Origin of the sequence: Citrobacter sp. 21OH12SH02A-Citro (assembly GCF_027919895.1) — a bacterium.
In the GTDB taxonomy this organism is placed as follows: Bacteria; Pseudomonadota; Gammaproteobacteria; order Enterobacterales; family Enterobacteriaceae; genus Citrobacter; species Citrobacter braakii.
The window spans coordinates 1,166,347-1,188,453 of the sequence record NZ_CP114801.1 but is presented as its reverse complement, the minus strand read 5'-3'; the positions used below and the strand labels follow the sequence as shown (position 1 = coordinate 1,188,453).

Below are 22,107 nucleotides of genomic sequence, written 5' to 3'. Positions count from 1 at the left end.
AGGCAGCGCTGGCGCTTGTACCAGCGGTGGCACAAAGATCACCCCGCCAGCCAGCGCAGCAGGGTGTCACGGGTGACGGTTTCCACTTCTTCATTCACGCCCAGCAGGCGGCGCTCTGCGTAGCGGACCTCCGGGCCTTTTCGGCTGACGCGATCCCGCAGGCCGTAATGGTGAACACGGGCAATGCGCTGCACCTTGCCATCAAACTGCACGCTGGCGGAGTCCGCACTGGCGGTGGTTTTCAGGTATTTTGTGGTGCGAAGCTTTGCAAACATCTGGCGTTTGATGCGTCCCTTCTTGCTGCGGGCAGTCACCCGGCGCGGCTCATAGCCGCTACCGTCAGGATTACGCTGCAGCCTGATGTTCTGCTGCTGCGTCCGGCGCAGCTGTTGCGCCAGTTGCCGCATCATACGGCTGCGCGCGGCAGGCTCCAGATTCGCCAGTAGCGCCGTCAGCCAGTCATCCACCCTCTGCAGTTCATCCACGTTTCACCGTCCACATTTCTTCGGGTTCGTCCGGCTCCGGCACCGCTTCAACGCTTGACACGCTGCCGTTAGTGCTGACCAGCACGCGCTCCGTCAGTTGCAGGTTCAGGCTGATATCGCACACATCGTTGCGCAGAATATCCACTTCAAAGGTGAACAGTTTTTCGCGCAGCTCCGGGTTATTGATAGCATCCGGCTGGTTGTCACTTAGCCACAGCAGCACAGGAGCCATCAGCAGATTCTGGTCGCCGCTGAAATCCTCGATCACCACGTTCAGGGTGTAGCGGTATTCCCATGACATGGAGCTGGCACCGGTTGCCACCATTGAGCCGTTATCAACGAAAAGGTGCAGCTTGTCCGGGTTGTCGCGGACATAAGCAACCGCTTTATTCAGGGCGCTGCGTAAGGACTGCGGTTTGTTCACTGTCTCGCTCCTGACACGCAATAATCGTGTCCACTTTGTCAGCACAGACCGCCCAGGCGGCCTCGGTTTCATCCAGCACCGCGTTCAGATCGCCGTTACTGCGCGGCGCTGACCTTTCCAGACGGCACTGCGTCACTCTGGGACAGCCACTCACGGTAAGCTGCACCTCCGGCGAGGGCCGGACGCTCCCGCAGCCGGATAATGTCAGCAGGCAAAGGAGTATCAGCCCAGCGGCGCAAATCCTCATTTTCACGTTTCAGTTCCTCGATCCGGTGCTGGCGGCTGCGCAGAAGTGCGGTGGTCTGTTCCGCTGCCGCATAAAGCCGCGCCTGCTCCCGGCTGTTGGTTTCGGCCAGAATGGACAGGCCGATCAGCTGGCTGTTTTTCTTCGTCAGCTCCTGCGTTTTGCTTTTCAGCACCGCGCCCTGCGTCTCGATGGTGTGGCTGGCATTGTTAAGCCGCCACGACTGCCAGCCCAGCGCCGCAAGTGCCAGCGCCAGAACCACTGCCAGTAAACGATTCATTCCCGCAATGCCTTTAGCTCATCTTTAATTGCTAAGCTCATGGCAACTGTAAAAACACAAACCATCCCCGTGAGCTTCCATCCGGCAAGCAACATGACAAAGGCAAGAACGAGGCGCTGATACCAGGCGAGAGGCACTTTTTCCATTAGCCCCAGCACCCTGCTCAGCAACTGACGGACGCGTAGCCGGTCACTCCCTGTCAGCGTGCAGGAGTACAACCCAGCAAAACAGACCAGTGAAAATGCGGCATACTCAAACCACATAATCAGCGCCAGTGGAAAAAGCGCATGAGATGTGGGGAAATTCACATCAACCATTACAAGAAGCGCCAGAACCGAAAGCGGCAGCCAGTAACTTTTTAACCATTTCATTTCGCTATACTCCTTTTAAGCACCAGGCCATTTCCCGCGCGCGGCGGTTGTCCAGCCCCTGATTAAACACACCTTTGACATACACCCAGCGCGGCAGCTGATGGCAGGCATCTGCCCAGCGCCGCTGGTTCAGCAACTTAACCAGCGTGGAGCTGCAGGCGTTGCCGGTGCCCACGTTGAAAGTAAACGACACCACCGCGTCATAGACCTTTTGCGGCATCGGCTGCACCACACATTTATCCAGCGCCCTCTCTACACGCAGCACATTGGTGATAAGTCCCTGCGCCGCCTGCCGTTCCGTGATGGTTTTTCCCGGCACCACACCGGACGTATTGCCGATCCCGTCAGTCCACACGCCCGCGCTGCACTGATAAGGCTGCAGGCGGCATCCCTCGTAGTCGGCTATCAGTTTCAGCCCCTCAACGGAGGTATGAAGCGACTGGAAACCGGGCAGCGTGGCGGCGATAGCCAGCACCGCCCCAACAAGGCAGCGCTTAACGATTGAAGGATTCATATTCCCCCCGCGAAATTTTGCCGCCACGTAACAATTTGAAAGACTGGTGTTTGTAGTACCAGTTGATAGCCAGCATCAGCACACCAATCAGTACGCCACCAACCGTTGACGCATCCTTGAGCGACAGATCGCCCAGCCATGCCAGCAGCACGGCGATGCAGTAAGTGATAAAGGCGCTGATTCGTTCAAGCGTCATAATTCAGTCCCATAGCTGGACGGTCTGCGCCGTGGTTGACGCCGTAATGTCCGGCAGCTCCACCTGCAGCCCGTGCGGTAAAAATGGGCCGTACTCAGCCAGCCCCGGATTTGCCTGCAGAACCTGCTCAGTGACACCCTGCGTGCGCCCGTAATGACGCCAGCAAAGCGCGTCCACCGTGTCATACTGATGCGCACGCACTTTCATCAGATAAGCTCCACCGTACAGTGCGGCGCATCCTGCACCCGGCTGATAGCCCAGCGGGCATCACGCCACAGATCGCCGCTAGCCTCCGCCAGCTCCTCCCCTCGCTTCACGCCTGACGCCGTGGCGTCATAGTCCTGATAACGCTCATTGAGCACAGCACGCGCCCAGCAAAAAACGGCGTTGTGGTAGTGCCGGATACGCTCGCTTTTGCCGTCCAGCATATCCGCCGGAACCTCAGCCAGTGCCCGGTAGCCCAGCAACTGCTGGCGGTTGCGGAAGTCGTACAGCTCAGCGTTAACCTCAGAAATAGCCGTCAGCACAACCTGCTTTAAACGCGGCTGCGTCACCGTGCCGTCAGTTCGCATCACACTGCGAAATTCCGACAGGTCCACATCAGGCCAGAACGGCGTATTTTTGATGACCTCCGCCTGTTCCGGCACCTGTTCGGGCGCAACAAACTTCATGCGGCTTTCTCCTGAATAAGTGGGCGGTGGACGGAATTTTGATGTGGCAGTGCCTTTCGCCATCCCGTGCCGCCCGTGCGCGGGGCACGTTCTTTAGCGACTGTCATTGCGCAGTCTGCGCTCCAGCTGCTGCTTTTCTTTTTTCACACCGCAGCGGGGATCAAGCTGCAGCGCATGGGTAAGGTGATTCAGGGCAGACGCCGGGTTGCTTTCGCTCAGTACAGCGCCGATGGCTTTATGCAGGCGCGCCCGCGACTGGTCCGGCATATCCAGATCGGTTGTCAGGTCCAGCGTCTGCAGAAGCAGATCGGCATCAAAACCGGCAGCAGCAAGCAGAGTGCTTTGCGCCGCGTCTGCCATTTCTTCTGCCAGCACGGTCTGCACGTTACGGTTGCCCAGCGGCATCACCCAGCCATGGCGCAGCGCATGACGCCCGATTTCCAGCGCACCGGCATAATCACCGGCGTCGATACGCCACAACATCACGTACATCAGCACGTCATCCTGCTGCGCGCCTCCGGCAGCCAGCACGCCCTCTGCCCAGGCAGAATATTTCGGCAGCAGCTCCACCTTGATTTCCGCCTTTTTCACCGTGGACTGGATGCCTTTAAGCCTGCGGCGATCTTCTGCCAGTTGCAGCAGCATCAGGTCATAACCCGACGCATGGCGAACACTGCCGCCCTCACGGGCGGCCTGTTCGGCCTGAATGCGCAGGCGGTGCTGCCGTGCGGGACTCAGGCTCATGCGTTACTCTCCGTTTCCTGTTTCTGCTGCAGGCGGGGTGAAATCACCGATTTCGATGTTTTCCACCAGTGCCGCGCAGCGGTAGTCCTCGACCACATACGCCTCGTTGACGGATTCAAAGTTTTCAATCCGGTCGCGTTTCGGGTTGTCGATAACTGAACGGCGGCGGGTGTCTTCCTGCCAGTAGATGGACAGGTTATCCAGACGGGTGATCAGCAGGGCATTTGCCGGGAAGAAAGGCGCGCGCACAGCCTGCAGGCCGCCCATGCGTTTCTGGCTGATGATCAGATCGGCGGCGATTTTCTCGCTGTTGTCCTGCTCTTTGTTGACCAGCGGGAAATACTTGTCAGACAGCAGTTCACGTCCGCAGACAACAACCAGCTCGTCATCATCCTGATACTCCACATCGATCAGCTCGTTGACGGTATCCATCACCACCGCGTCAAGATTTACATACTTACCACCCGGACCGACTTTTACCGGTTCTGCAGTAGTGGTGCCGTCTTCTGCGGTTTTGCTGCCCATGACGTGATCCGGCGCGTCTTCGCGGATTTTCTGCAGCCAGCCTTTATTGACGTCCTGCAGCAGCGGGTTTTCAGCACGGTTGGAGGTTTTGGCGCGCTTCACGCCGTTAAAGCCGATCATGATGCGGTCCAGCGCCTGACGCTTGACGATGGCGTTGCGAATACGCACCTGGAAGTCCTGGAATTTCGCCCACAGGTCCAGTTTTGCGTAGGTCAGCACCGTATCAAAGTTGGTCTGCTCGCATTTGTATTCCACGTCTTCCATCAGCGTCGGATCGGTAGGCTCGCGCTCTTTGGTGGTGGTATCGGTGGTTCCGGCAATGGTGCTGCCAACGCCCAGCCCCAGCAACTGACCGGACTGCTCAGTGACCGGCGTGATGTTAATCAGCGTCAGGAAAGCGGCGGACTGCTGGATCTGGTCTTCCAGCGTCTGCTGCACGGACGGCTCCACGGTAAACTTGCTGGACAGTTCTTCAACCTCCACACCGTTCAGGCGCGCCAGTTGCTGCAGGTAAGCGTTAAAGGCAAAGCGGGTTTTCTTTTTCATCGGGTTTTATGCTCCATCAGCAATTGGTCAGGGTGCCTGCCGGTGCGTCACCGCCCGGCGCGCGCTGGCGGTAGTCTTTACGGCTGTCTTCACGGCTCAGCTGCTGCTGTAACTCGGCAAAGGCGGCCTGCTGCTCCTGCAGGGAGGACTCCAGCTCAGAAAGGCGCTGGTCCTGATCGGACAGGGATTTATCAGTGCGCTCGCTCAGGATCTGCTGCTCAGTAGCGACCAGCTCCACGGCTTTATGCACATCAGAGAATCGCGCATCGTCGGTCTGCTCTTTTTTGGTGAACAGCGCGGTGACGCGGGCAAAGAGGGACGGCTTTTCGTCCTGGGCTTCTTCCAGTTCAATCAGCGTTTCAACCGCTTCCGAAAACAGGTTTTCAGGGTTCAGCTTACGGTTTGCCAGCGGGTTATGTGCTGCACTGGCGCTGAAAGCCAGCATTTCGGTGCCCAGGCTCGCAGGATCGTCCGTCGCACCCAGCCCCACAAGATAGGCTTTGCCGGTGTCGGCAAACTTCGTGCTGACCTCCATGGAGGTGAAAAGCTTCTGGCCTTTTTTCACCAGTGCCACCAGGGCGTCCGTGGGTTCGATATCGGCATAAAGCGCCATCTTGCCCGCCAGCGGGCCGTCCTGGATTTCTTCTGCAACCAGCCCCGTCACCCTGCCGTAGCGGTTAAACGTGCTCTCCGGCAGATAAGACTTGATGTGCTCAAGGTTAATCAGCGCGGTATAGACCGTCGGGTTGTAGCTGGCAGCCATCTGTACCAGCCATTCACGCTGGATCTCGCGCCCGTCAGTGGTGGCACCTTCCACCCCGATACGGAAACGCTTTGCTTTCACTGTCATGAGCCGTGCTCCGTTAGAAATAACTTACTGGAGCCTTATGTTTGCGGTGATGGGGGGAGTGAGACAACGCGCTGTATTTGTACGGTAAACCACACAAAACGCAGCCGGGGAAAGCCGCCATACAAGGCCGTATGTTTGGGCCATGAACACGACACTGACCCCCGCAGACCTCGATCCCCGTCGGCAGGCCATGCTGCTGTACTTTCAGGGATACCGCGTAGCCCGCATTGCTGAAATGCTGGGCGAAAAAGTTGCAACCGTTCACAGCTGGAAAAAACGCGACAAGTGGGGCGACTATGGGCCGCTGGATCAAATGCAGCTCACCACCGCCGCACGTTACTGCCAGCTCATCATGAAGGAGCAGAAAGAAGGGAAAGACTTCAAGGAAATTGACCTGCTGGCGCGCCAGTCAGAGCGCCATGCCCGGATCGGAAAATTTAACGATGGCGGGAACGAAGCTGATTTAAACCCGAAAGTTGCCAACCGTAACAAAGGCACACGCCGTCAGCCTGAAAAGAACGTTTTCACCGACGAACAGATCGACAAGCTGGAAGAAGTCTTCCGCAACGGCATGTTTGAATATCAGCGCCACTGGTGGCAGGCAGGCGTAAAACACCGCATTCGCAACCTGCTTAAGTCACGCCAGATTGGAGCAACATACTTTTTTGCCCGCGAAGCGCTGATTGATGCCATCACCACCGGGCGCAACCAGATTTTCCTTTCAGCCAGTAAGGCACAGGCGCACGTCTTTAAGCAGTACATCATCGACTTTGCAAAAGAGGTGGATGTTGAGCTGAAAGGCGACCCGATGACGCTCAGCAACGGCGCGTGCCTGTACTTTCTCGGCACCAACGCCCGCACGGCGCAGAGCTACCACGGCAACCTGTATCTTGATGAATATTTCTGGATACCGAAATTCCAGGAGCTGCGCAAGGTTGCCTCCGGTATGGCCATTCACAAGAAATGGCGACAAACCTACTTCTCCACGCCGTCCAGCCTGACCCACAGTGCCTATCCGTTCTGGTCCGGCGCGCTGTTTAACCGGGGCCGCGCCAAAGCGGACAAGGTGGATATTGACCTGACCCACAGCAACCTTGCGCGCGGCCTGCTCTGCCCTGACGGACAGTACCGCCAGATCGTCACCGTGGAGGATGCGGTGCGCGGCGGCTGTAACCTGTTCGACCTCGACCAGCTGCGCATGGAGTACAGCCCGGACGAATACCAGAACCTGCTGATGTGCGAATTTATTGACGATCTGGCGTCAGTATTCCCGCTCAGCGAACTGCAGGCGTGCATGGTGGACAGCTGGGAAGTCTGGACCGATTTTCAGGCTCTGGCGCTGCGCCCGTTTGGCTGGCGCGAAGTCTGGATCGGATACGACCCGGCGAAAGGCACGCAGAACGGTGACAGCGCCGGGTGCGTGGTGGTGGCTCCGCCAACCGTGCCGGGCGGCAAGTTCCGCATTCTGGAGCGACACCAGTGGCGCGGGATGGACTTCCGCGCCCAGGCTGACGCCATTAAAAAACTGACGCAGCAGTACAACGTGACCTATATCGGCATCGACTCGACCGGCGTCGGGCACGGTGTTTATGAGAACGTTAAAGCGTTCTTTCCCGCTGTCCGGGAGTTTGTCTACAACCCCAACGTCAAAAACGCCCTGGTGCTCAAGGCGTACGACATTATCAGCCACCGCCGTCTGGAGTTTGACGCCGGGCACACCGACATTGCGCAGTCCTTTATGGCTATCCGCCGCGCCACAACCGCCAGCGGCAACCGCCCTACCTACGAAGCCAGCCGCAGCGAAGAAGCCAGCCACGCAGATTTGGCATGGGCAACGATGCACGCACTGTTTAACGAACCGCTGCAGGGCGAATCCGCCAATACCAGCAATATTGTGGAGATTTTTTGATGAGTGAATTCGAAGCCTTAACCAGCACAACGCCAACAGAAGATACGGCGCCTAAAAACGCAGGCGTAACTGCCGAGGCTTTCAGCTTTGGTGATCCAATCCCGGTGCTGGACCGCCGCGAGCTGCTGGACTATGTGGAATGCGTGCAGATGGACCTCTGGTATGAGCCGCCAGTCAGCTTTGACGGACTGGCCCGCACCTATCGCGCCGCCGTGCATCACAGCTCACCAATTGCGGTGAAGCGCAACATCCTGACCAGCACGTTTATCCCGCACCCGTTACTGAGCCAGCAGGCATTCAGCCGCTTTGTGCAGGACTATCTGGTATTCGGTAACGCCTATCTGGAGAAGCGCACCAACCGGCTGGGCGGTATTCTATCGCTGGAGCCATCACTGGCGAAATACACACGACGCGGGATCGATCTCGACACTTACTGGTTTGTGCAATACGGCATGACCACGCAGCCCTACGAGTTCACCAAAGGCAGCATCTTCCATCTGATGGAGCCGGACCTGAACCAGGAGATTTACGGCCTGCCAGAATACCTATCCGCCATCCCTTCCGCCCTTCTGAATGAATCCGCAACACTGTTCCGCCGGAAGTACTACATCAACGGCAGCCATGCAGGCTTTATCATGTACATGACCGACGCCGCGCAGAACCAGGAGGACGTAAACAACATCCGCCAGGCCATGAAAAGCGCCAAAGGTCCGGGTAACTTCCGCAACCTGTTTATGTACTCCCCCAACGGCAAAAAGGATGGCATTCAGATCATCCCGTTGTCAGAGGTGGCAGCAAAGGATGAGTTTCTGAACATCAAGAACGTCAGCCGGGATGACATGATGGCCGCGCACCGCGTTCCGCCTCAGATGATGGGGATTATGCCGAGTAATGTTGGTGGTTTTGGGGATGTGGAGAAGGCGGCGAAAGTATTTGTACGAAATGAACTATTGCCTTTACAGAAACGTCTAACTGAACTTAATTCTTGGCTAAATGACGAAGTAATTAAATTTGAAGCATATTCATATGATATAAATTAGTTAACATAAACGCCAAATATAAATACCATCTTATTGACATTTAAAACATACTACTTAAATTTCTTGCTAAGCCTGAAAACTCAGGCTTAGCGAACTCTGCAACTTACAATTTTTTTTCCATACCCTGAATATAAGCAGCAATCTTAGTTTTAGTCTTTGCGTCTTTAAAATATCTATTAAATGAAAATGAAGCATCATCACGCTGGGCTTTTTCGACCATTTCGCTTATGTATTTTATCGCAGCAGGAACAAACTTAATTGCTTTTTGATAATCCAATCTATCAACGCCTTTAGCATCACAAATTTGTCCTACAGCAAATAACACATGATAAGCACCATCAATTAAAAACATATGCGTTGGATTGAACTTCTCTTCTTTTCTGATAGATGATTGCAATAATTTTTTCTTATTTTCAATAACTGAAAGTACTTTGATAGATGCCAGAAGATCATCAGCCATTAACTCATCTGTAAATACAGTCTCATAAAGATCGGAAAAAATTCTTCCCCTATCCTTTTTAGCTACTTCAGGTAAATCTAGCGAATACGCTAAATGAGCCTGCCCGGCACTCAAAGCATCAACTCTGACATTTTTTGGCTGATTCGAATGCTGTCCGTCCTTTCTATCATAAAAAAGCCCCATACCCTCAAAGGCTTCCTCTAATTTTTTCTGAATATCATCATTTGAACGAAGGTCTCGACTTTTAATTGGAGTTTGACTGTTCGTTGACTCAGCAATAGCCAGACTAACTGGTTGAGATTTAGTCTCAATTATCCTTACTAATATCAAAACATCTTCAAGTCCTTCTTCGGAATTTAAACTAGCTTCAAATAATGCATTAGATGTCTGACCACCATTTACGATTTGTATATTTTTTAACTCTACCAATGGAGCCCTTTTCCCTTTTATATAAGAAAAAGAGTCACAAGTTACAGTAATCCCATTATTCAAATACCAAAATAACGGACTGCGATCTGATAATGCAGTTTCAATTATGCGTCTATTTATTTTATTTGTTCGACTTAAATAAACCCTTACATTATCATTAAAAATTTCTTTCCTTACTTCCTTTGGATTTTCAGGGTTTGTAATAATCCTTACAATTTCAGAAGCTTCAACAGTGCATATTAACCCCCGAATACTACCATCAGTACGGTCAAAATAGTCCTTATCCACTATCTGTAACTGCTCATCAATAATGCTATTCTTTCTTTCAACAAAATAATTAACAATAGTGTCCAAGCTATGATGATGAACATTAAAATATTTATATTTACTTAATGATGCATTGGCTCTTTCTTTTTCTCCGATCTGCATTTCCATTGTGTTACCACAAAAATGAACTTCAATGGAAGGATTACTTTTCTCAAGGGCAGCCCAAATTTCTTTAATTTTATTCCACAATATTGGATTGCAAGTTTTCTCGAGAGATTTATTTAAATCCAACAAATCTTCAAAAAATGACACTAATTTATCGATTTCATTGCTGGGAAAATTCTTTTTAGTATTTTCAAAGGTATCAGCATATTTAAACTGAAAAATATGGATAGAATTCCTGCCATCACGGTCATCGACATAAACAGCATCAACACCTCTATCCATTGAACCATCAGTTATGGCATCTTCAGCCTCTTCATCAGATACATTTAGTAACGTTGCCACCATCAAAATTGGAAAAGCTTTTTGCGGTTTATCGATTCCATTCTCAGGATCCAAGTACGCTTGTACTTTGTGATGAAGTGTATTCCAATCTAACAAATTAGCCATCGAATCACTCTTACTTTTGGGATAATAGAAGTTAACGAAATTTTGCTGATTTTATACCCAGTGATTTGTATGGAGCAACTGAAACAACATTTGATTATGCAATTATACACATCAGCGCGCGCTCGTATCCCCGCCACGCCTGCCCGCTTTATGTAGCGGTTTTCATGCACCAGCATGACATAAGCAAAAGCCTACCAACTCTGGCGGGCCACAGCTAAAACGATCATCAAACGATCATGCGAATTCATGCAGTATAGACATGCATGACATGGAAATCGGTAGAACAGTGAAACGCGTCATCAAACATTAGTCATCTTGTATGCACTAGCGTCAGCTCTTTCGAGTAACTGATTCCATCTAAAAGCAAACCGTTTTCCAAGTTTCAACATGAAGATCCATATAGGTTTTCTCTGACCAGTAACCATCACAGCCCACCCTGGCACATGATATGGCTACGGGTTTGCCCTACCAGCTAATCCTGTTAGGATTAGTCTTGTTTTTTTATGATTGGGAATAGGGATATGAAGAAATTAACTGGCGTAATTGCTCTAGCTCTGCTGCTTACTGCTTGTGACAAACCCAAAATCGATGCCTCAAGCGATCAGTCGATGAAAGAGTCCATTCAAAAGGTAAGAGAGTCCTTGCCTGCAGATAAAAAAGCTCAGTTTGATGATGCGGTTAAAGTTGTTGCCTTTAGCCAAATCGACATGAGAGAGCTAATGCAAGCTGGAGCGTCTTCTGGGGACGTTTACGAAACAAAAATTAAGACGGCACTGGAAGGTAAGACTGGTGATGAGGTTATAAATTACGCAGAAGCTATTCGCCTCGAACGTGAGAAGAAGGAGAAAGAACAGGCTTTGCAAGAAATAAAAGAACTGGAAGCCAAACAAACCTCGGCGACACAGGCTGCTGAAAAAATGAAAGCCTTCAAGGTCGAACGCTCCCGTTTTTATTTCCAAAAAGAGAATTACGGCAATGATCAGCCAATTCTGGATATCAGTGTTGAAAACGGAACAGACAAAGCGGTTGCCAGAGTATTCTTTAAAGGAGTTATTGCAAGCCCTGGAAGAAGCGTCCCTTGGTTCTCTGACGTCTTCAACTATAAAATTTCTGGGGGTCTGGAACCAAGTGAGAAAGCCAACTGGAAATTAGCCCCTAACAGGTACTCTGATTGGGGAAAACTTGAGGTTCCGGCAGATGCAGTATTTACCGTCACAGTCACTGGCCTTGAAGACGCAGATGGAAAATCGATCTATGGTGACGCCGAGTTTTCAGAACGCGATGCTGACAGACTGAATCAACTTAGAGAAAAGTACCTTTCTAAATAAAGTCGTGATTAAAGCTGATACTGCATAGTCCCTGAGAATATATATCTTGGGGACTACCAGACACCTGCAAGTAATCCCTAGATAAATAAATCTAAACGCTTAGAAAGAGACCATGAAACGCATAATCCCCCCCTTTACGTTAGCAGCAATCATCATAGCTCTGGCTGGATGTGCTTTCCCGGATAAAGACGGCGACTTCGGAGCTTATGTTCACGCTTGCCAGCAATACGCATACGGAAAATCCTATGCCTTTGAGCATAGAGACTTCGCGTATAAGGTTTGCAAGGATGCGGCTAAACTATGGAGTGATGAAGTTCCTAGCTATGTCATCAGGCAAATCCAGCTACATCCTGAAATACCCGCCGACGAAATTAAATATGCAGCCATGGCTGGCTCTTTGGGGAACAACTAAATCAACTTATGAGAAAGGGGCCTAATGCCCCTTTTTGATTATCCGATCAAGGGCCATCAGGACACAGCTCAACTGGTTACATCCATCGACCTGCTGTATTCATGGCTGCGGATTTTCGCCATGAGTTCGTCAGTCAGCTCTGATACCCACTGGATAGCCAGCCGCTTTTCTTCGTCACTGCACTCACTAGCCGCTACAAGCTTAATAAAAAAATCAATGCGCTGGAGCTTCAACGACTCCAAAAGATAGTCCTGCATCTTCCCTCCTATCACGACCACGGATACACAATACCTGTATTTATATCCACTGTTTATATATACAGTATACTTCTGATATTAAAATGTAAAATATTTTTTATCCGTCAATGAGAACACTCTTACGCAGGTCGTTAAGAGCATGAATTGTTAAAGCTTCGCGGTCAGTACCACTGACGCCATTTATCATCTTCCTGCAGCCGGTGGTTACGGTAAAAAATACACAGCCCGGCACCTGACGGAATACTGCCGCCGCGCAGAAGCAGGTCAATCTGTGACTCGCTGCCATCGAACCCTCTGGAACTCAGCTCTGCCTCAAGCTGCAGGCGCTGCTGTTCCGAAATGATCTGTTTATATGCTTTTTTCCGCTTAGGTTTGATTAGCCTCAACCTGGCTGTAAGCTCCCGCCGTTCTTTCTGGCTCATGTTGTGTAGGTAATCCTGCAACTCCTTCTCATCCATGGTTTTAATATCGTGTAGATCCCCCCCTGCCTGGTTCAAATTTTCAACAGGGGGACAGTTATTGCCACGAGTCCAAGGGGCGCAAGCGCCCTTGTCGGCTGCCGCCTCCTGAACGTCAACGGCCTTACGAACCTTTTTCCACTTCATCGCGTGCGTGCAAATCTTGCCCTCTACAATCGGGGACCAGATGCCATAGATACGGATACCGTGATCACCGTAGGCGCTCGGTTCGTCGTTAAGCTCATAAGCCGTGCGGACAAGGTGATGTTTGCGGGGAACCAGTACACCGCCCTGCTTCATGATGTAGGTGGCAAAGCAACCCGCATCTGCAGCTGCCAGTACCGCATCCAGACGCGGATTATCCAGTACCGGCGCACCCGCTTTGCGTTCGCCCTGCACTCTCGCCACCTGACCAGCCAGCAAGCGCAGCTCGCGGTATGCCTGACGCCCAGGAATACCAAAGAAACGAAATTGCTGGACACGGTGCAGTGACGCCCAGGCGCTGACATGCTCGGCGCTGTCACGCAGTGATCTGCCGGTTTCTTTGCTGATTTCTTTAGCCAGCCCACGCCCGTCAATGTTCTTACTGATGTATTTGGCGATATAGCTGGTCGGCGTTCCCTTGCGCGGATTGATTAACTCGGACTTGAAGCGCGGTCCGGTATTGGTGCCCAGCTCCTCGCGGTCTTCACGGATGGCAAACTTACGCAGCAGTGCGGTGATGGAACGGCGGTCTTTTTTGCGCATGAAGCACAGAAGATGCCAGTGCACGGTGCCGTCATGGTGCGGCTCTGCAACGCGAACGCCGTACCAGCGCAGCCCGGCCTTGTGCATGGCCTTGCGGAAAGCGGCGAACGTATCAACCAGGTAGTCACTGCTCTGCCGGACAGTGGCACTGGTCCACTTCGGATTAGGTCTGCCATTGTTGAGGGTTGCGTGGAAGCGTGACGGGCAGGTGATGGTATAGAACACCGCGCAGTCTCCGCGCATTTCCGCGATCAGTTCCAGCCCTTTAACACAGGCCATCATTTCATTACGCCGGTGTGCAGGGTTACTGTTGCTGGCATTCACCACGTCTTCCATGTCCAGCGTGTCACCGTCTTCGTTGACCAGCTCATGCGAGCGGAAGAACTCCAGCGATTTTCGGCGCTGCTCGCGTTTGTGGATCACCGCTTCATAGCTGACATACGGGGACGCTTTCTTGTTGACCAGGCAGACGGCGCGCAGTTGCTCCTCCCGCCACTCGCAGCGCATCTGCCACAATTTGCGATACCACCAGTCCGCACACAGCATGCGCGCCAGCGACGGTGGGATCAGTTCATAAGGCACTGGCTTGCGTCGACGCTTTTTGCGGCGCAACTTCTCAAAGGCAGGCGGGATGACCTCAAGGCGCATGGCTTCTGCAGCAACCCTTTCCCATGCCTGGCGGATTTCTTCTGGTTTAACATCGTCACTGACAAACAGATCACCGCAGGCCGCATCAAGACACATGCTCATATGTGCCGCAACCAGCGTGGAAAGGCGCTTGACCTGCTCCTGATTCATTTCAGGCAGTACCAGCAGCCCCTCCAGCCCGTCCTGGCTCGCCATGAACCGGAAAGACGCAGACACCTGGCTGTCACGTACACGCTCCAGCCGCTCAAGACAAGGCCTGATTGTTTCGCGCAGATAGCGGGAATAAGCTTTAGCCCTGCCCAGGCTATGGAAGTATTTAATCCGCTCCAGCAGAGGCTTGCTGATATGGGCAGGCATGGCGTTTACATCGGCAATAATCACCAAATCTGGATTAACGCGCTGCTGTTCGCGGGCCATTTTGGCATGGCTAATCAGCCGATCCTGCTCAATTTCACGCTGGACAGGATCATGGGATTCATTAAAGAAATAGCGTTCCCAAACCTCATCACTCAGCGCCTCACGGCGCAGATGCTCCTGCTCGTTATCCGCAGCATACAGAGTGATGAGGTTTGAAAGCGCAGACTCCGGCGCAACGTCCGCCGGGTCCAGATACGGATTAACCGCTTTTTTTGGGGTATTCCATGGAAAGGCCACGGCGGCCTCATTCGAGCCGCCGGTGGTTTGTGCATGATGTAATGTGAATTTACTCACTGCCACGCCCGCACCTCAGTTTCCACCGAGATATCAGGACCAGACGCCAAATCAACACCAAACCAGCATGCTGATTTTGTGGCGATGATTTCTACTGCAGTTTTACTATCACCGGCAGCCACGCCCATGCTGCGCTTTGCGATGATACGGTGGCGGGTGAAATTACGATAAAGGGAGCGTGTCAGGGATGTGTCGCTATTGGACACGATAACCGGATGACCTTCTGATGACCGGCGCTCAAGAATAGACGCCAGATGATACTGGTCGTCCTCAGTGAAACCGGCAGTGTGATAACCGGTAAACGTTCCGTCATATGGCGGATCACAATAAACCACGTCACCCGTCTGCAGCAGTGCCAGTGTCTCGTCATAGCTGGCGCAGATAAACGTTGCGCGTTTTGCTTTTTCTGCAAATGTGCGTATTTCGTTTTCAGGGAAGTACGGTTTTTTATAATTACCGTAAGGAACATTAAAATAGCCGTTCAAGTTATAGCGACACAGTCCGCAATAACCATAGCGATTTAAATATAAGAAATACAATGCGAGTTCAATTGCGCCACCATGGCGCAAATTAAACTCCTGTCTCGTCTGATAATATGCCTCTGAATCATTACGGGCTTCAAAAAGATATCGGCCCTCTTCGATGAAGTATTCAACATCATTCTTAATCACCTGATAAAGATTAATCAGGTCTGGATTAATATCCGCGACAAGATAATGAGGATAGTCTGTCGCCATCATCACAGCACAGGAACCCGCAAAAGGTTCAACCAGTCGCGGGCCCGCAGGAAGGTGTTTAATCAGCTCCGGCATTATTGCGGTTTTATTTCCCGCCCATTTCAGGATAGTGCTCATACAGCACCGCCTACGTAATGCTTACCTTTCAGCTCCGCAATCTCCTGACAAGTGACACAGCACTGCACACCCGGAATAGCGCGACGGCGAGCTGGCGGGATCGGTGCATCACAATCAATGCAAAGCACACGGGAAACGCCCGGCGTTCTGTTGCGGGCGGTGTGGATGTGGCGCTGACGTTCTTCTTCAACGCGCTGCTGTACAAGGTCCATTGAATCAGCCATCAGTGGATCTCCTGAGCTTCGTTCTGAATGTTTTCAGCCGCAATACGCAGCAGCTCCGCCGCTTCAACGTGATTAAGCTGGCGTGACGTGATATGGCAAGCCAGGCTATCAAGACGGGCTGCCATTGCCGCAGCACGTGCACGGCGTTCTTCCATGCGCGCATCAGTCAGCATCTGGTTAAGGCCAGCATCATCTGGTCCTGTTTTGGTGATTCGGATTTCAATATTTCGCATTGTTGTTTCTCCTGAATTTGGGCAATAAGATGCCCGGCGGGTTTACGCCTTTAATTTCGGTTGTGAATTAATTCGGCATGGCTAGCCGATTTGGAAATAAACTCACCACTGTACGGAAATGGTTCATTGCTTTAATCAGCTCCCGCTTTTCGTCAGTCGTCAGCTCACTAACATTGACGCTATGACGTTCCGCCGGAATCTTTGCCATAAAGAATATTGCGGCTAGTGCGCGTTTATTCTGCTCATGGTTAATATCCCGTTGGTCCCGCATATCGCTAATAAAGCGCTCCAGTTCTGAATCAATATTTAAGCCAAACACTTTCGCCCTTAATTCCGCGATGTGGTTTAACCCATTAAGGCGGAGGCCAGCGCTTAGCGGTACAGTCGCAGCATCGCCTTCAATAGCCATGGTTTCCCCTGCTTTTTAGTGGACAGCTCAGCCAGCAGCGCATCCTGAGAGCGGCACGGATGCCAGCGCTTGCCATCCTTCCCCATAATCCAGCCATGACCGCAGTGCATTGCAGGACTTTGCTTAACGAGCAGTGATGCAAAAGATGGTTCTTTAGTCAGCATAACCACCTCAGATCAGACCGAACGAAGCGCCCAGGCCCGTCACGGTGTCTACCGCGCTTGCCATCGCCGGATTCGCCTGCAAACGCGCATGCAATGAAACTGCAGTGAGTGCCATAAGGCGCGTAACAGAGTTGATGCTATTGATCACATCGCGACGGCCTGCACTGGTTTTCACATCACCGGACACTGCACCTGCAGCTACACGCCCAATCTCCGCAGTTGCACTCATGACGTAATGCGGCAGGTTCTCTTTTGCCACTTCATTCAATGGCACACACGGCAGGCAATGGATTTGAGCCAGAAAACCGTCAACCAGCGTTGAGTCCTCTGTGATATCAGTCAGCAGCCAGATCTCCGGCGGCGTCAGTTGGTGCGGTTGCTCCGGGTTCAGCTTATTGCGCAGCGTCTGGACATTCATTCCTGCGCGTTCTGCCAGCTTCACCATGTTGTGACGCAGCGCGAAAGCCCGGCAAGCTTCGTCAAAGTGCGGATGTTTGGAAATCTTATAATCAAACATGTGCCCCTCTCAAAAAGTTCTCATAATTGAACTTACTGACCAACAATGACGCGGAAGTTGGAATGACCGAGGGATTCACGAACCTGGTCGGTTTTGTACATCAGGTAACGAAGGCTTACGCGACCTTTGTTTTTTTCTTTCTTGACCATGTACTTGGCAAGCTGACCATGGTGAATTTTCTGGTAAACAGAGCCACGGGAGATACCTTCCCATTCAGCGAACTCTGCAGGCGTAGCCATCTCTTTTGGTACACGAATTGAAATATCAGTGCTCATAGTGCAGTATCTCTTAGTTTTGTTTCGATTTATCTCGTTTTATAGGGTTAAGGTTTGTTTTTCAAACCTTAAGTGAATACTAAGATCACATTTTATATACGTCAAGGGTTTTGCTTATGAGATCCATCAAGGTAGGTAATGACAGCGGAGGGCGTGAAGCTATCAATAGGCTGATTAAGGCTTATAACTTCAACTCTCGACAGCAGTTGTGTGACCATCTTTCCGTTTCAAAAAGCACCATGGCAAACAGATACTTAAGAGATAGCTTCCCTGCTGAATGGGTTATACAGTGCGCTCTTGAAACTGGGGTTTCGCTGCTTTGGTTAACGACTGGGCAAGGTGAGAAAAATGATAATAACGCGCAGGAAAATAGTTTTGGTTTTGTGAACCAGCCCCACATCAAACCGTTATCCGAGGTTGTAGCGCCTGAAATTGATAAGGCCACATTAGATGGTGGCGCTTTAGTGGACCAAGGAAAGGTGATATTGGATAACAGTCTAATCCCCCACAACATGACTAACCCGTGGCTCATCCATACAGATGATGGCTCTTACCTCGTTGACCGTAGCGGCACTCCACCAGTAAATGGCGTATGGCTCGTTGATATTGATGGAATAAAAACGATAGCTAAACTTGCCCGCATCCCCGGCAATCGCTTAATTGTCCAGCAGGGTGAGTCATCTTTTGAGTGCAGCCTTGATGATATCGAGGTAGTAGGCCGTGCTATAAAAGTAATTAAGAGTCTGTGATATGACGATCAGAAAGCAGCCGAACGGAAAATGGTTGTGTGAGTGCTACCCGAACGGGCGCGATGGCAAACGCGTGCGTAAGCAATTTGCGACGAAAGGCGAGGCCATAGCATTCGAAAACTTCACCATGGATGAAGTAAACAAAAAACCATGGCTGGGGGAAAAGGAGGATCGGCGACATCTGTCAGAAGTGATAGAGCAATGGCACTCACTCTACGGGCAGACGCTTGCAGATCCCAAACGCCTTATGGCGAAACTTAAAATAATCTGTAATGGTCTGGGCGATCCCATCGCCTCAGAGCTGACAGCCGGTGACTTTACGAAGTACCGTGAAGCACGGTTAAAAGGTGAAGTGCGAAATGAGGATGGCGCGTTTATGTCACCAGTTAAGCCCCGCACGGTCAACCTTGAACAACGCAACCTATCATCCGTTTTTGGCACACTGAAAAAGTTGGGCCACTGGTCAGCACCTAACCCGCTCGTCGGGCTGCCAACATTTAAAATCGCAGAAGGTGAACTGGCGTTCCTGGCCCCGGATGAAATTAAACGCCTACTGGATGCCTGCGCAGATTCTCAAAGCCCCAGCCTACTGATGATTGCAAAAATATGCCTGGCAACTGGCGCCCGCTGGAGTGAAGCCGAAAACCTGCAGGGCCATCAGTTATCGAAATATCGGATCACCTATACCAAGACCAAAGGCAAGAAAAACCGTACAGTGCCGATATCTCAAGATCTGTATGACGAACTCCCCAAGAACAGAGGGAAGCTATTCACCCCGTGCAGAAAAGCCTTTGAACGAGCAGTAAAGCGAGCCGGTATCGAGTTGCCAGAGGGCCAATGTACCCACGTACTGCGTCATACTTTTGCCAGCCATTTTATGATGAACGGCGGTAACATACTGGTACTACGCGACATTCTGGGTCATGCAGATATAAAAATGACGATGGTTTACGCACATTTTGCACCTGACCATCTAGAGGATGCAGTAACAAAAAACCCTTTACATGGATTAAAATGGACCTCACCATGATTCTAGAATTAGTAACTAGCAATATAAAAAAACCTGAAATCTCGATCTTATTAATAGCTCTGTATATAATTTACTTATTTATAGAGTATACAAAAAATAAAAATAACAGTTATTTTGAAATGACTGAGGAAAGACTAACAAAACAAAAACTATTCAAACAATCAATAAGAATACCTGTTATTTCATCTTTATATTTTGGTGTCTTCGCATGGATGGGACACTCCCCTCAATTTGATGCGACAGGATTTACAAACTTCATTGAAATAAGCAAGTTGCCTATTGCTCTCCTGTCTCTTTCGATACCATTTGTAGCCATAGTTGCTAACATTCACAGAACAATACAAACCGAGAATCAAATTCGAAAAACACAACAACAGATAGACTTAGTAACCGAGAAAAACCGCAGTGATGCTTACTACGCTCACCTCAAAAATTATTCTGACATATTTAAAACACTGCCATCCTTTACCCTTTCTCGCCGTGACAATACAACCTTTGAAAAATTTACTGTTAAATTAACTGTGGATCATACATATTCATTATATAAAAAAATATTCACAAAATCCTCAATCTCTGCTGGATATAACAGCGAGGTTGATAAAAAATTCCTTACACAACTAGAAAACATATACACTAGCATCGGGAATGCAATAATAAGGAACAATGAAATTTTCCCAAGTCAAGTGAGCATATCTAATTTAGAGAACATTGAAGCTCTAGTGGTATTTTTGTGCAGAGAACTAGGTGTCAATTATGAACGAGAAGTTAACAAATTTAATATATTTGACCCAATTTCAGATTTAGGAATAGAAACATCATTTTCAGATGAAAAAGAGATCAAAGAAATGCTACGAGGCTTAAGGGACATATTGATATCTCTTTACATGCTAATTGATCAAAATACAATTATTTTTCAAGGCAATGCCAATAGCGGAGATTTTTTAGCTAATTATGCTTACGACCCAGATAATTTGATTTTTAAAGATATCTTACCTATAGATTCTAAAGGTAAATAATTGGCGACACTTTGGCGGCAGAGCATTAAAAACGCATAAAACGGACAAACACCGCAAAACACTAACATACTGTTTTTAAATATAAATAACTGTTTTTATTATACTAAAAATGGTATGTAGGAATTTCGGACGCGGGTTCAACTCCCGCCAGCTCCACCAAAATTCTCCATCGGTGATTACCAGAGTCACCCGATGAAGTCCTAAGAGCCCGCACGGCGCAAGCCCTGCGGGCTTTTTTGTGCCTTGAATTTGTCCCGCGAAGTCCGAAGAGAACTAATTAAATCCGAACCTTTTAGGCACCTTGTTAGGCACCTCATAAAGCTTTATTGTTTTTGAGGTGCCTAAAACTATGGAAACCCGACAATGGCAAGACAAACCAAACCTCTATCCGTTAAAGAAATCGAATCTGCCAAACATAATCAATGTAGCCGCCTCACGCGCCAAGAAAAACCTGTATGTGGTCGGCTCGGCTGCAGCTTGGGAGGGAACCGGCCTGCAGGTCCTGCAGCGACAACTGGCAGAATCAGCGTGACAATCTCCGAGGTGACCCTCACGTAACGGACCGGCCACTACGTGCCAGCAGCGGAAGTTATTAATAGCATGATGAATGGACCAATGGAGAGCCGATCATCTATACTCTTGTTAATCCAGACTGGAAATATTGTTATCACTAGCCCTACAACACAAGAGTTAACTCTATATTCTGACGCTATAGAGGAATTTTACTCTGCTAAATAACCACCATCGATTGGATATACTCCTCCGGTACAGAACCCTGAATTGTCTGACAGCAAAAACAGAATGAAGTCTGCTATTTCTTGCATTTTTGCCATCCTTTTCATAGGGTGGCTATTTGCGAAACTACGTACGATATTTTCTGGAAATTCACTCATTCGTGGGGTTTGGACATAGCCCGGAGCGACTGCATTGATTCGAATGCCTTGACATGCAAACTCTAGCGCTGCGGTTTTGGTTAAACCGATTATACCATGCTTAGCCACGGTGTAAGGTGCTAATCCAGGAATGCCAACCAGACCATTTACTGCAGATAAATTAACTATAGAGCCACCAAATTTCATCATCTCAGGTATTTCATATTTTAGGCAGTAAAAAACGCCGCTCAATGAGGTGGCAATAACCTTATCCCAGTTTTCAACCGTCTGCTCGGTTATGTTTTTACCATGTTCACCTGTTAAGCCTGCGTTATTTACAGCACAATCAAGTCTGCCGAAATTTTTGATAACTTCATCTATCATTTGCCGTACTTGTTCGGGCTGTGACACATCACATCCGATCCCCAGCGCTTGTTGTCCCTGTGAAGATAATCGTTTCGCTTTTTGTTTAGCCTGCTCTGACGAGCGGGAGACAATAACGACCTTAGCTCCATGTTTGTGTAATTGCTCTGCGACTGCCTCACCTATACCTGCAGTACTTCCTGTTATGACAGCAACTTTATTCTGGAAATTCATAATTCACCCTATGAAGTCGAATTGAGTCTTTCATCTGGG

General features: G+C 50.1%; 31 protein-coding genes. 8 read left to right on the top strand and 23 right to left on the bottom strand.

The genetic code is table 11. The features are described 5' to 3' along the window. Positions 1–38: 38 nt before the first annotated feature. From O6D90_RS05745 to O6D90_RS05690, 12 genes are all read right to left on the bottom strand, one after another. The gene (locus tag O6D90_RS05745) at positions 39–485 is read right to left on the bottom strand and encodes a phage virion morphogenesis protein (RefSeq protein WP_016150805.1); all 447 of its coding nucleotides are present in this window, start codon (positions 483–485) and stop codon (positions 39–41) included. Continuing rightward, complete coding sequence (locus tag O6D90_RS05740; RefSeq protein WP_001039964.1) at positions 478–909, bottom strand: phage tail protein; 432 nt, start codon at positions 907–909, stop codon at positions 478–480. Before O6D90_RS05740 ends, O6D90_RS05745 begins: the two co-directional genes overlap by 8 nt. After that, positions 872–1,117, bottom strand: coding sequence for an Rz1-like lysis system protein LysC (gene lysC, locus O6D90_RS05735; protein WP_072600794.1), 246 nt, complete (start codon positions 1,115–1,117; stop codon positions 872–874). The genes O6D90_RS05740 and lysC overlap by 38 nt, the downstream gene beginning before the upstream one ends. Beyond that, on the bottom strand, positions 1,005–1,433 hold the full coding sequence (gene lysB / locus O6D90_RS05730; protein WP_181636252.1) for an Rz-like lysis system protein LysB: 429 nt from the start codon (positions 1,431–1,433) through the stop codon (positions 1,005–1,007). Before lysB ends, lysC begins: the two co-directional genes overlap by 113 nt. Continuing rightward, positions 1,430–1,804, bottom strand: coding sequence for a DNZ54_00345 family protein (locus tag O6D90_RS05725; RefSeq protein ID WP_181636251.1), 375 nt, complete (start codon positions 1,802–1,804; stop codon positions 1,430–1,432). Before O6D90_RS05725 ends, lysB begins: the two co-directional genes overlap by 4 nt. 4 nt (positions 1,805–1,808) lie before the next feature. Further along, entirely contained in the window at positions 1,809–2,318 is a 510-nt protein-coding gene (locus tag O6D90_RS05720) for a lysozyme (protein ID WP_181636250.1), read from the bottom strand. Then, a complete protein-coding gene (locus tag O6D90_RS05715) occupies positions 2,299–2,514 on the bottom strand; it encodes an HP1 family phage holin (protein WP_000171565.1) in 216 nt (71 codons plus the stop codon). Before O6D90_RS05715 ends, O6D90_RS05720 begins: the two co-directional genes overlap by 20 nt. Positions 2,515–2,517: 3 nt before the next feature. Then, positions 2,518–2,721, bottom strand: coding sequence for a tail protein X (locus O6D90_RS05710; RefSeq protein WP_000868184.1), 204 nt, complete (start codon positions 2,719–2,721; stop codon positions 2,518–2,520). Further along, positions 2,721–3,185: a head completion/stabilization protein gene (locus O6D90_RS05705; protein WP_000673541.1), complete on the bottom strand. Its 465-nt coding sequence runs from the start codon at positions 3,183–3,185 to the stop codon at positions 2,721–2,723. Before O6D90_RS05705 ends, O6D90_RS05710 begins: the two co-directional genes overlap by 1 nt. A gap of 93 nt (positions 3,186–3,278) precedes the next feature. Beyond that, positions 3,279–3,929 carry a terminase endonuclease subunit gene (locus O6D90_RS05700; protein WP_271143270.1) on the bottom strand — a complete coding sequence of 217 codons (651 nt, stop codon included), beginning with the start codon at positions 3,927–3,929 and terminating at the stop codon, positions 3,279–3,281. Between the two features lie 3 nt (positions 3,930–3,932). After that, the gene (locus tag O6D90_RS05695; RefSeq protein ID WP_000730754.1) at positions 3,933–5,000 is read right to left on the bottom strand and encodes a phage major capsid protein, P2 family; all 1,068 of its coding nucleotides are present in this window, start codon (positions 4,998–5,000) and stop codon (positions 3,933–3,935) included. A gap of 16 nt (positions 5,001–5,016) precedes the next feature. Next, a complete protein-coding gene (locus tag O6D90_RS05690) occupies positions 5,017–5,850 on the bottom strand; it encodes a GPO family capsid scaffolding protein (protein WP_271143269.1) in 834 nt (277 codons plus the stop codon). 142 nt (positions 5,851–5,992) lie between these two features. Between O6D90_RS05690 and O6D90_RS05685 the strand changes: the two genes are divergently transcribed. Beyond that, positions 5,993–7,759 carry a terminase ATPase subunit family protein gene (locus O6D90_RS05685; protein ID WP_271143268.1) on the top strand — a complete coding sequence of 589 codons (1,767 nt, stop codon included), beginning with the start codon at positions 5,993–5,995 and terminating at the stop codon, positions 7,757–7,759. Then, positions 7,759–8,799, top strand: a complete 1,041-nt coding sequence (locus O6D90_RS05680; protein ID WP_271143267.1) for a phage portal protein — start codon at positions 7,759–7,761, stop codon at positions 8,797–8,799. Before O6D90_RS05685 ends, O6D90_RS05680 begins: the two co-directional genes overlap by 1 nt. 103 nt (positions 8,800–8,902) lie before the next feature. Here the strand turns inward: O6D90_RS05680 and O6D90_RS05675 are convergent, their stop codons facing one another. Continuing rightward, positions 8,903–10,567, bottom strand: coding sequence for an AIPR family protein (locus O6D90_RS05675; RefSeq protein WP_271143266.1), 1,665 nt, complete (start codon positions 10,565–10,567; stop codon positions 8,903–8,905). A gap of 521 nt (positions 10,568–11,088) precedes the next feature. Here O6D90_RS05675 and O6D90_RS05670 point away from each other — a divergent pair. Together O6D90_RS05670 and O6D90_RS05665 are read left to right on the top strand one after the other, a co-directional pair. Then, complete coding sequence (locus O6D90_RS05670; RefSeq protein ID WP_248085574.1) at positions 11,089–11,895, top strand: DUF6694 family lipoprotein; 807 nt, start codon at positions 11,089–11,091, stop codon at positions 11,893–11,895. A 112-nt stretch (positions 11,896–12,007) separates the two neighbouring features. After that, positions 12,008–12,307, top strand: a complete 300-nt coding sequence (locus O6D90_RS05665) for a hypothetical protein (RefSeq protein ID WP_227408885.1) — start codon at positions 12,008–12,010, stop codon at positions 12,305–12,307. Positions 12,308–12,375: 68 nt separating this feature from the next. Here the strand turns inward: O6D90_RS05665 and O6D90_RS05660 are convergent, their stop codons facing one another. The 9 genes from O6D90_RS05660 to O6D90_RS05620 form a co-directional block, all read right to left on the bottom strand. Further along, positions 12,376–12,564, bottom strand: a complete 189-nt coding sequence (locus O6D90_RS05660) for a hypothetical protein (RefSeq protein WP_001154444.1) — start codon at positions 12,562–12,564, stop codon at positions 12,376–12,378. A gap of 161 nt (positions 12,565–12,725) precedes the next feature. Then, entirely contained in the window at positions 12,726–15,134 is a 2,409-nt protein-coding gene (locus tag O6D90_RS05655; protein ID WP_271143265.1) for a replication endonuclease, read from the bottom strand. Continuing rightward, entirely contained in the window at positions 15,125–15,982 is an 858-nt protein-coding gene (locus O6D90_RS05650; RefSeq protein WP_271143264.1) for a DNA adenine methylase, read from the bottom strand. The genes O6D90_RS05655 and O6D90_RS05650 overlap by 10 nt, the downstream gene beginning before the upstream one ends. Next, positions 15,979–16,206, bottom strand: a complete 228-nt coding sequence (locus tag O6D90_RS05645) for a TraR/DksA family transcriptional regulator (protein ID WP_016150819.1) — start codon at positions 16,204–16,206, stop codon at positions 15,979–15,981. Before O6D90_RS05645 ends, O6D90_RS05650 begins: the two co-directional genes overlap by 4 nt. Then, positions 16,206–16,439 carry a DUF2732 family protein gene (locus tag O6D90_RS05640; protein ID WP_200080906.1) on the bottom strand — a complete coding sequence of 78 codons (234 nt, stop codon included), beginning with the start codon at positions 16,437–16,439 and terminating at the stop codon, positions 16,206–16,208. Before O6D90_RS05640 ends, O6D90_RS05645 begins: the two co-directional genes overlap by 1 nt. Before the next feature lie 67 nt (positions 16,440–16,506). Next, positions 16,507–16,848, bottom strand: coding sequence for a DUF5347 family protein (locus O6D90_RS05635; protein ID WP_000963480.1), 342 nt, complete (start codon positions 16,846–16,848; stop codon positions 16,507–16,509). Continuing rightward, a complete protein-coding gene (locus O6D90_RS05630; protein WP_271143263.1) occupies positions 16,812–17,012 on the bottom strand; it encodes a phage filamentation protein Fil family protein in 201 nt (66 codons plus the stop codon). Before O6D90_RS05630 ends, O6D90_RS05635 begins: the two co-directional genes overlap by 37 nt. Before the next feature lie 7 nt (positions 17,013–17,019). After that, positions 17,020–17,529 carry a phage regulatory CII family protein gene (locus O6D90_RS05625; RefSeq protein ID WP_271143262.1) on the bottom strand — a complete coding sequence of 170 codons (510 nt, stop codon included), beginning with the start codon at positions 17,527–17,529 and terminating at the stop codon, positions 17,020–17,022. Between the two features lie 32 nt (positions 17,530–17,561). Next, entirely contained in the window at positions 17,562–17,804 is a 243-nt protein-coding gene (locus O6D90_RS05620) for a Rha family transcriptional regulator (RefSeq protein WP_000102106.1), read from the bottom strand. 116 nt (positions 17,805–17,920) lie between these two features. Here O6D90_RS05620 and O6D90_RS05615 point away from each other — a divergent pair, with 116 nt between their 5' ends. The 4 genes from O6D90_RS05615 to O6D90_RS05600 all read left to right on the top strand — a co-directional run bounded on the left by O6D90_RS05615 (position 17,921) and on the right by O6D90_RS05600 (position 21,131). Beyond that, the gene (locus O6D90_RS05615; protein ID WP_271143261.1) at positions 17,921–18,553 is read left to right on the top strand and encodes a phage repressor protein CI; all 633 of its coding nucleotides are present in this window, start codon (positions 17,921–17,923) and stop codon (positions 18,551–18,553) included. A 1-nt stretch (position 18,554) separates the two neighbouring features. Then, positions 18,555–19,583 (top strand): site-specific integrase, encoded by a 1,029-nt coding sequence (locus tag O6D90_RS05610; RefSeq protein ID WP_271143260.1) that lies wholly within the window; start codon positions 18,555–18,557, stop codon positions 19,581–19,583. Beyond that, positions 19,580–20,599 carry a hypothetical protein gene (locus O6D90_RS05605; protein WP_271143259.1) on the top strand — a complete coding sequence of 340 codons (1,020 nt, stop codon included), beginning with the start codon at positions 19,580–19,582 and terminating at the stop codon, positions 20,597–20,599. Before O6D90_RS05610 ends, O6D90_RS05605 begins: the two co-directional genes overlap by 4 nt. A 349-nt stretch (positions 20,600–20,948) precedes the next feature. Beyond that, positions 20,949–21,131 (top strand): hypothetical protein, encoded by a 183-nt coding sequence (locus tag O6D90_RS05600; RefSeq protein WP_016157242.1) that lies wholly within the window; start codon positions 20,949–20,951, stop codon positions 21,129–21,131. Between the two features lie 190 nt (positions 21,132–21,321). Here the strand turns inward: O6D90_RS05600 and O6D90_RS05595 are convergent, their stop codons facing one another. Beyond that, complete coding sequence (locus O6D90_RS05595; protein ID WP_016157243.1) at positions 21,322–22,068, bottom strand: SDR family NAD(P)-dependent oxidoreductase; 747 nt, start codon at positions 22,066–22,068, stop codon at positions 21,322–21,324. Positions 22,069–22,107 lie beyond the last annotated feature (39 nt).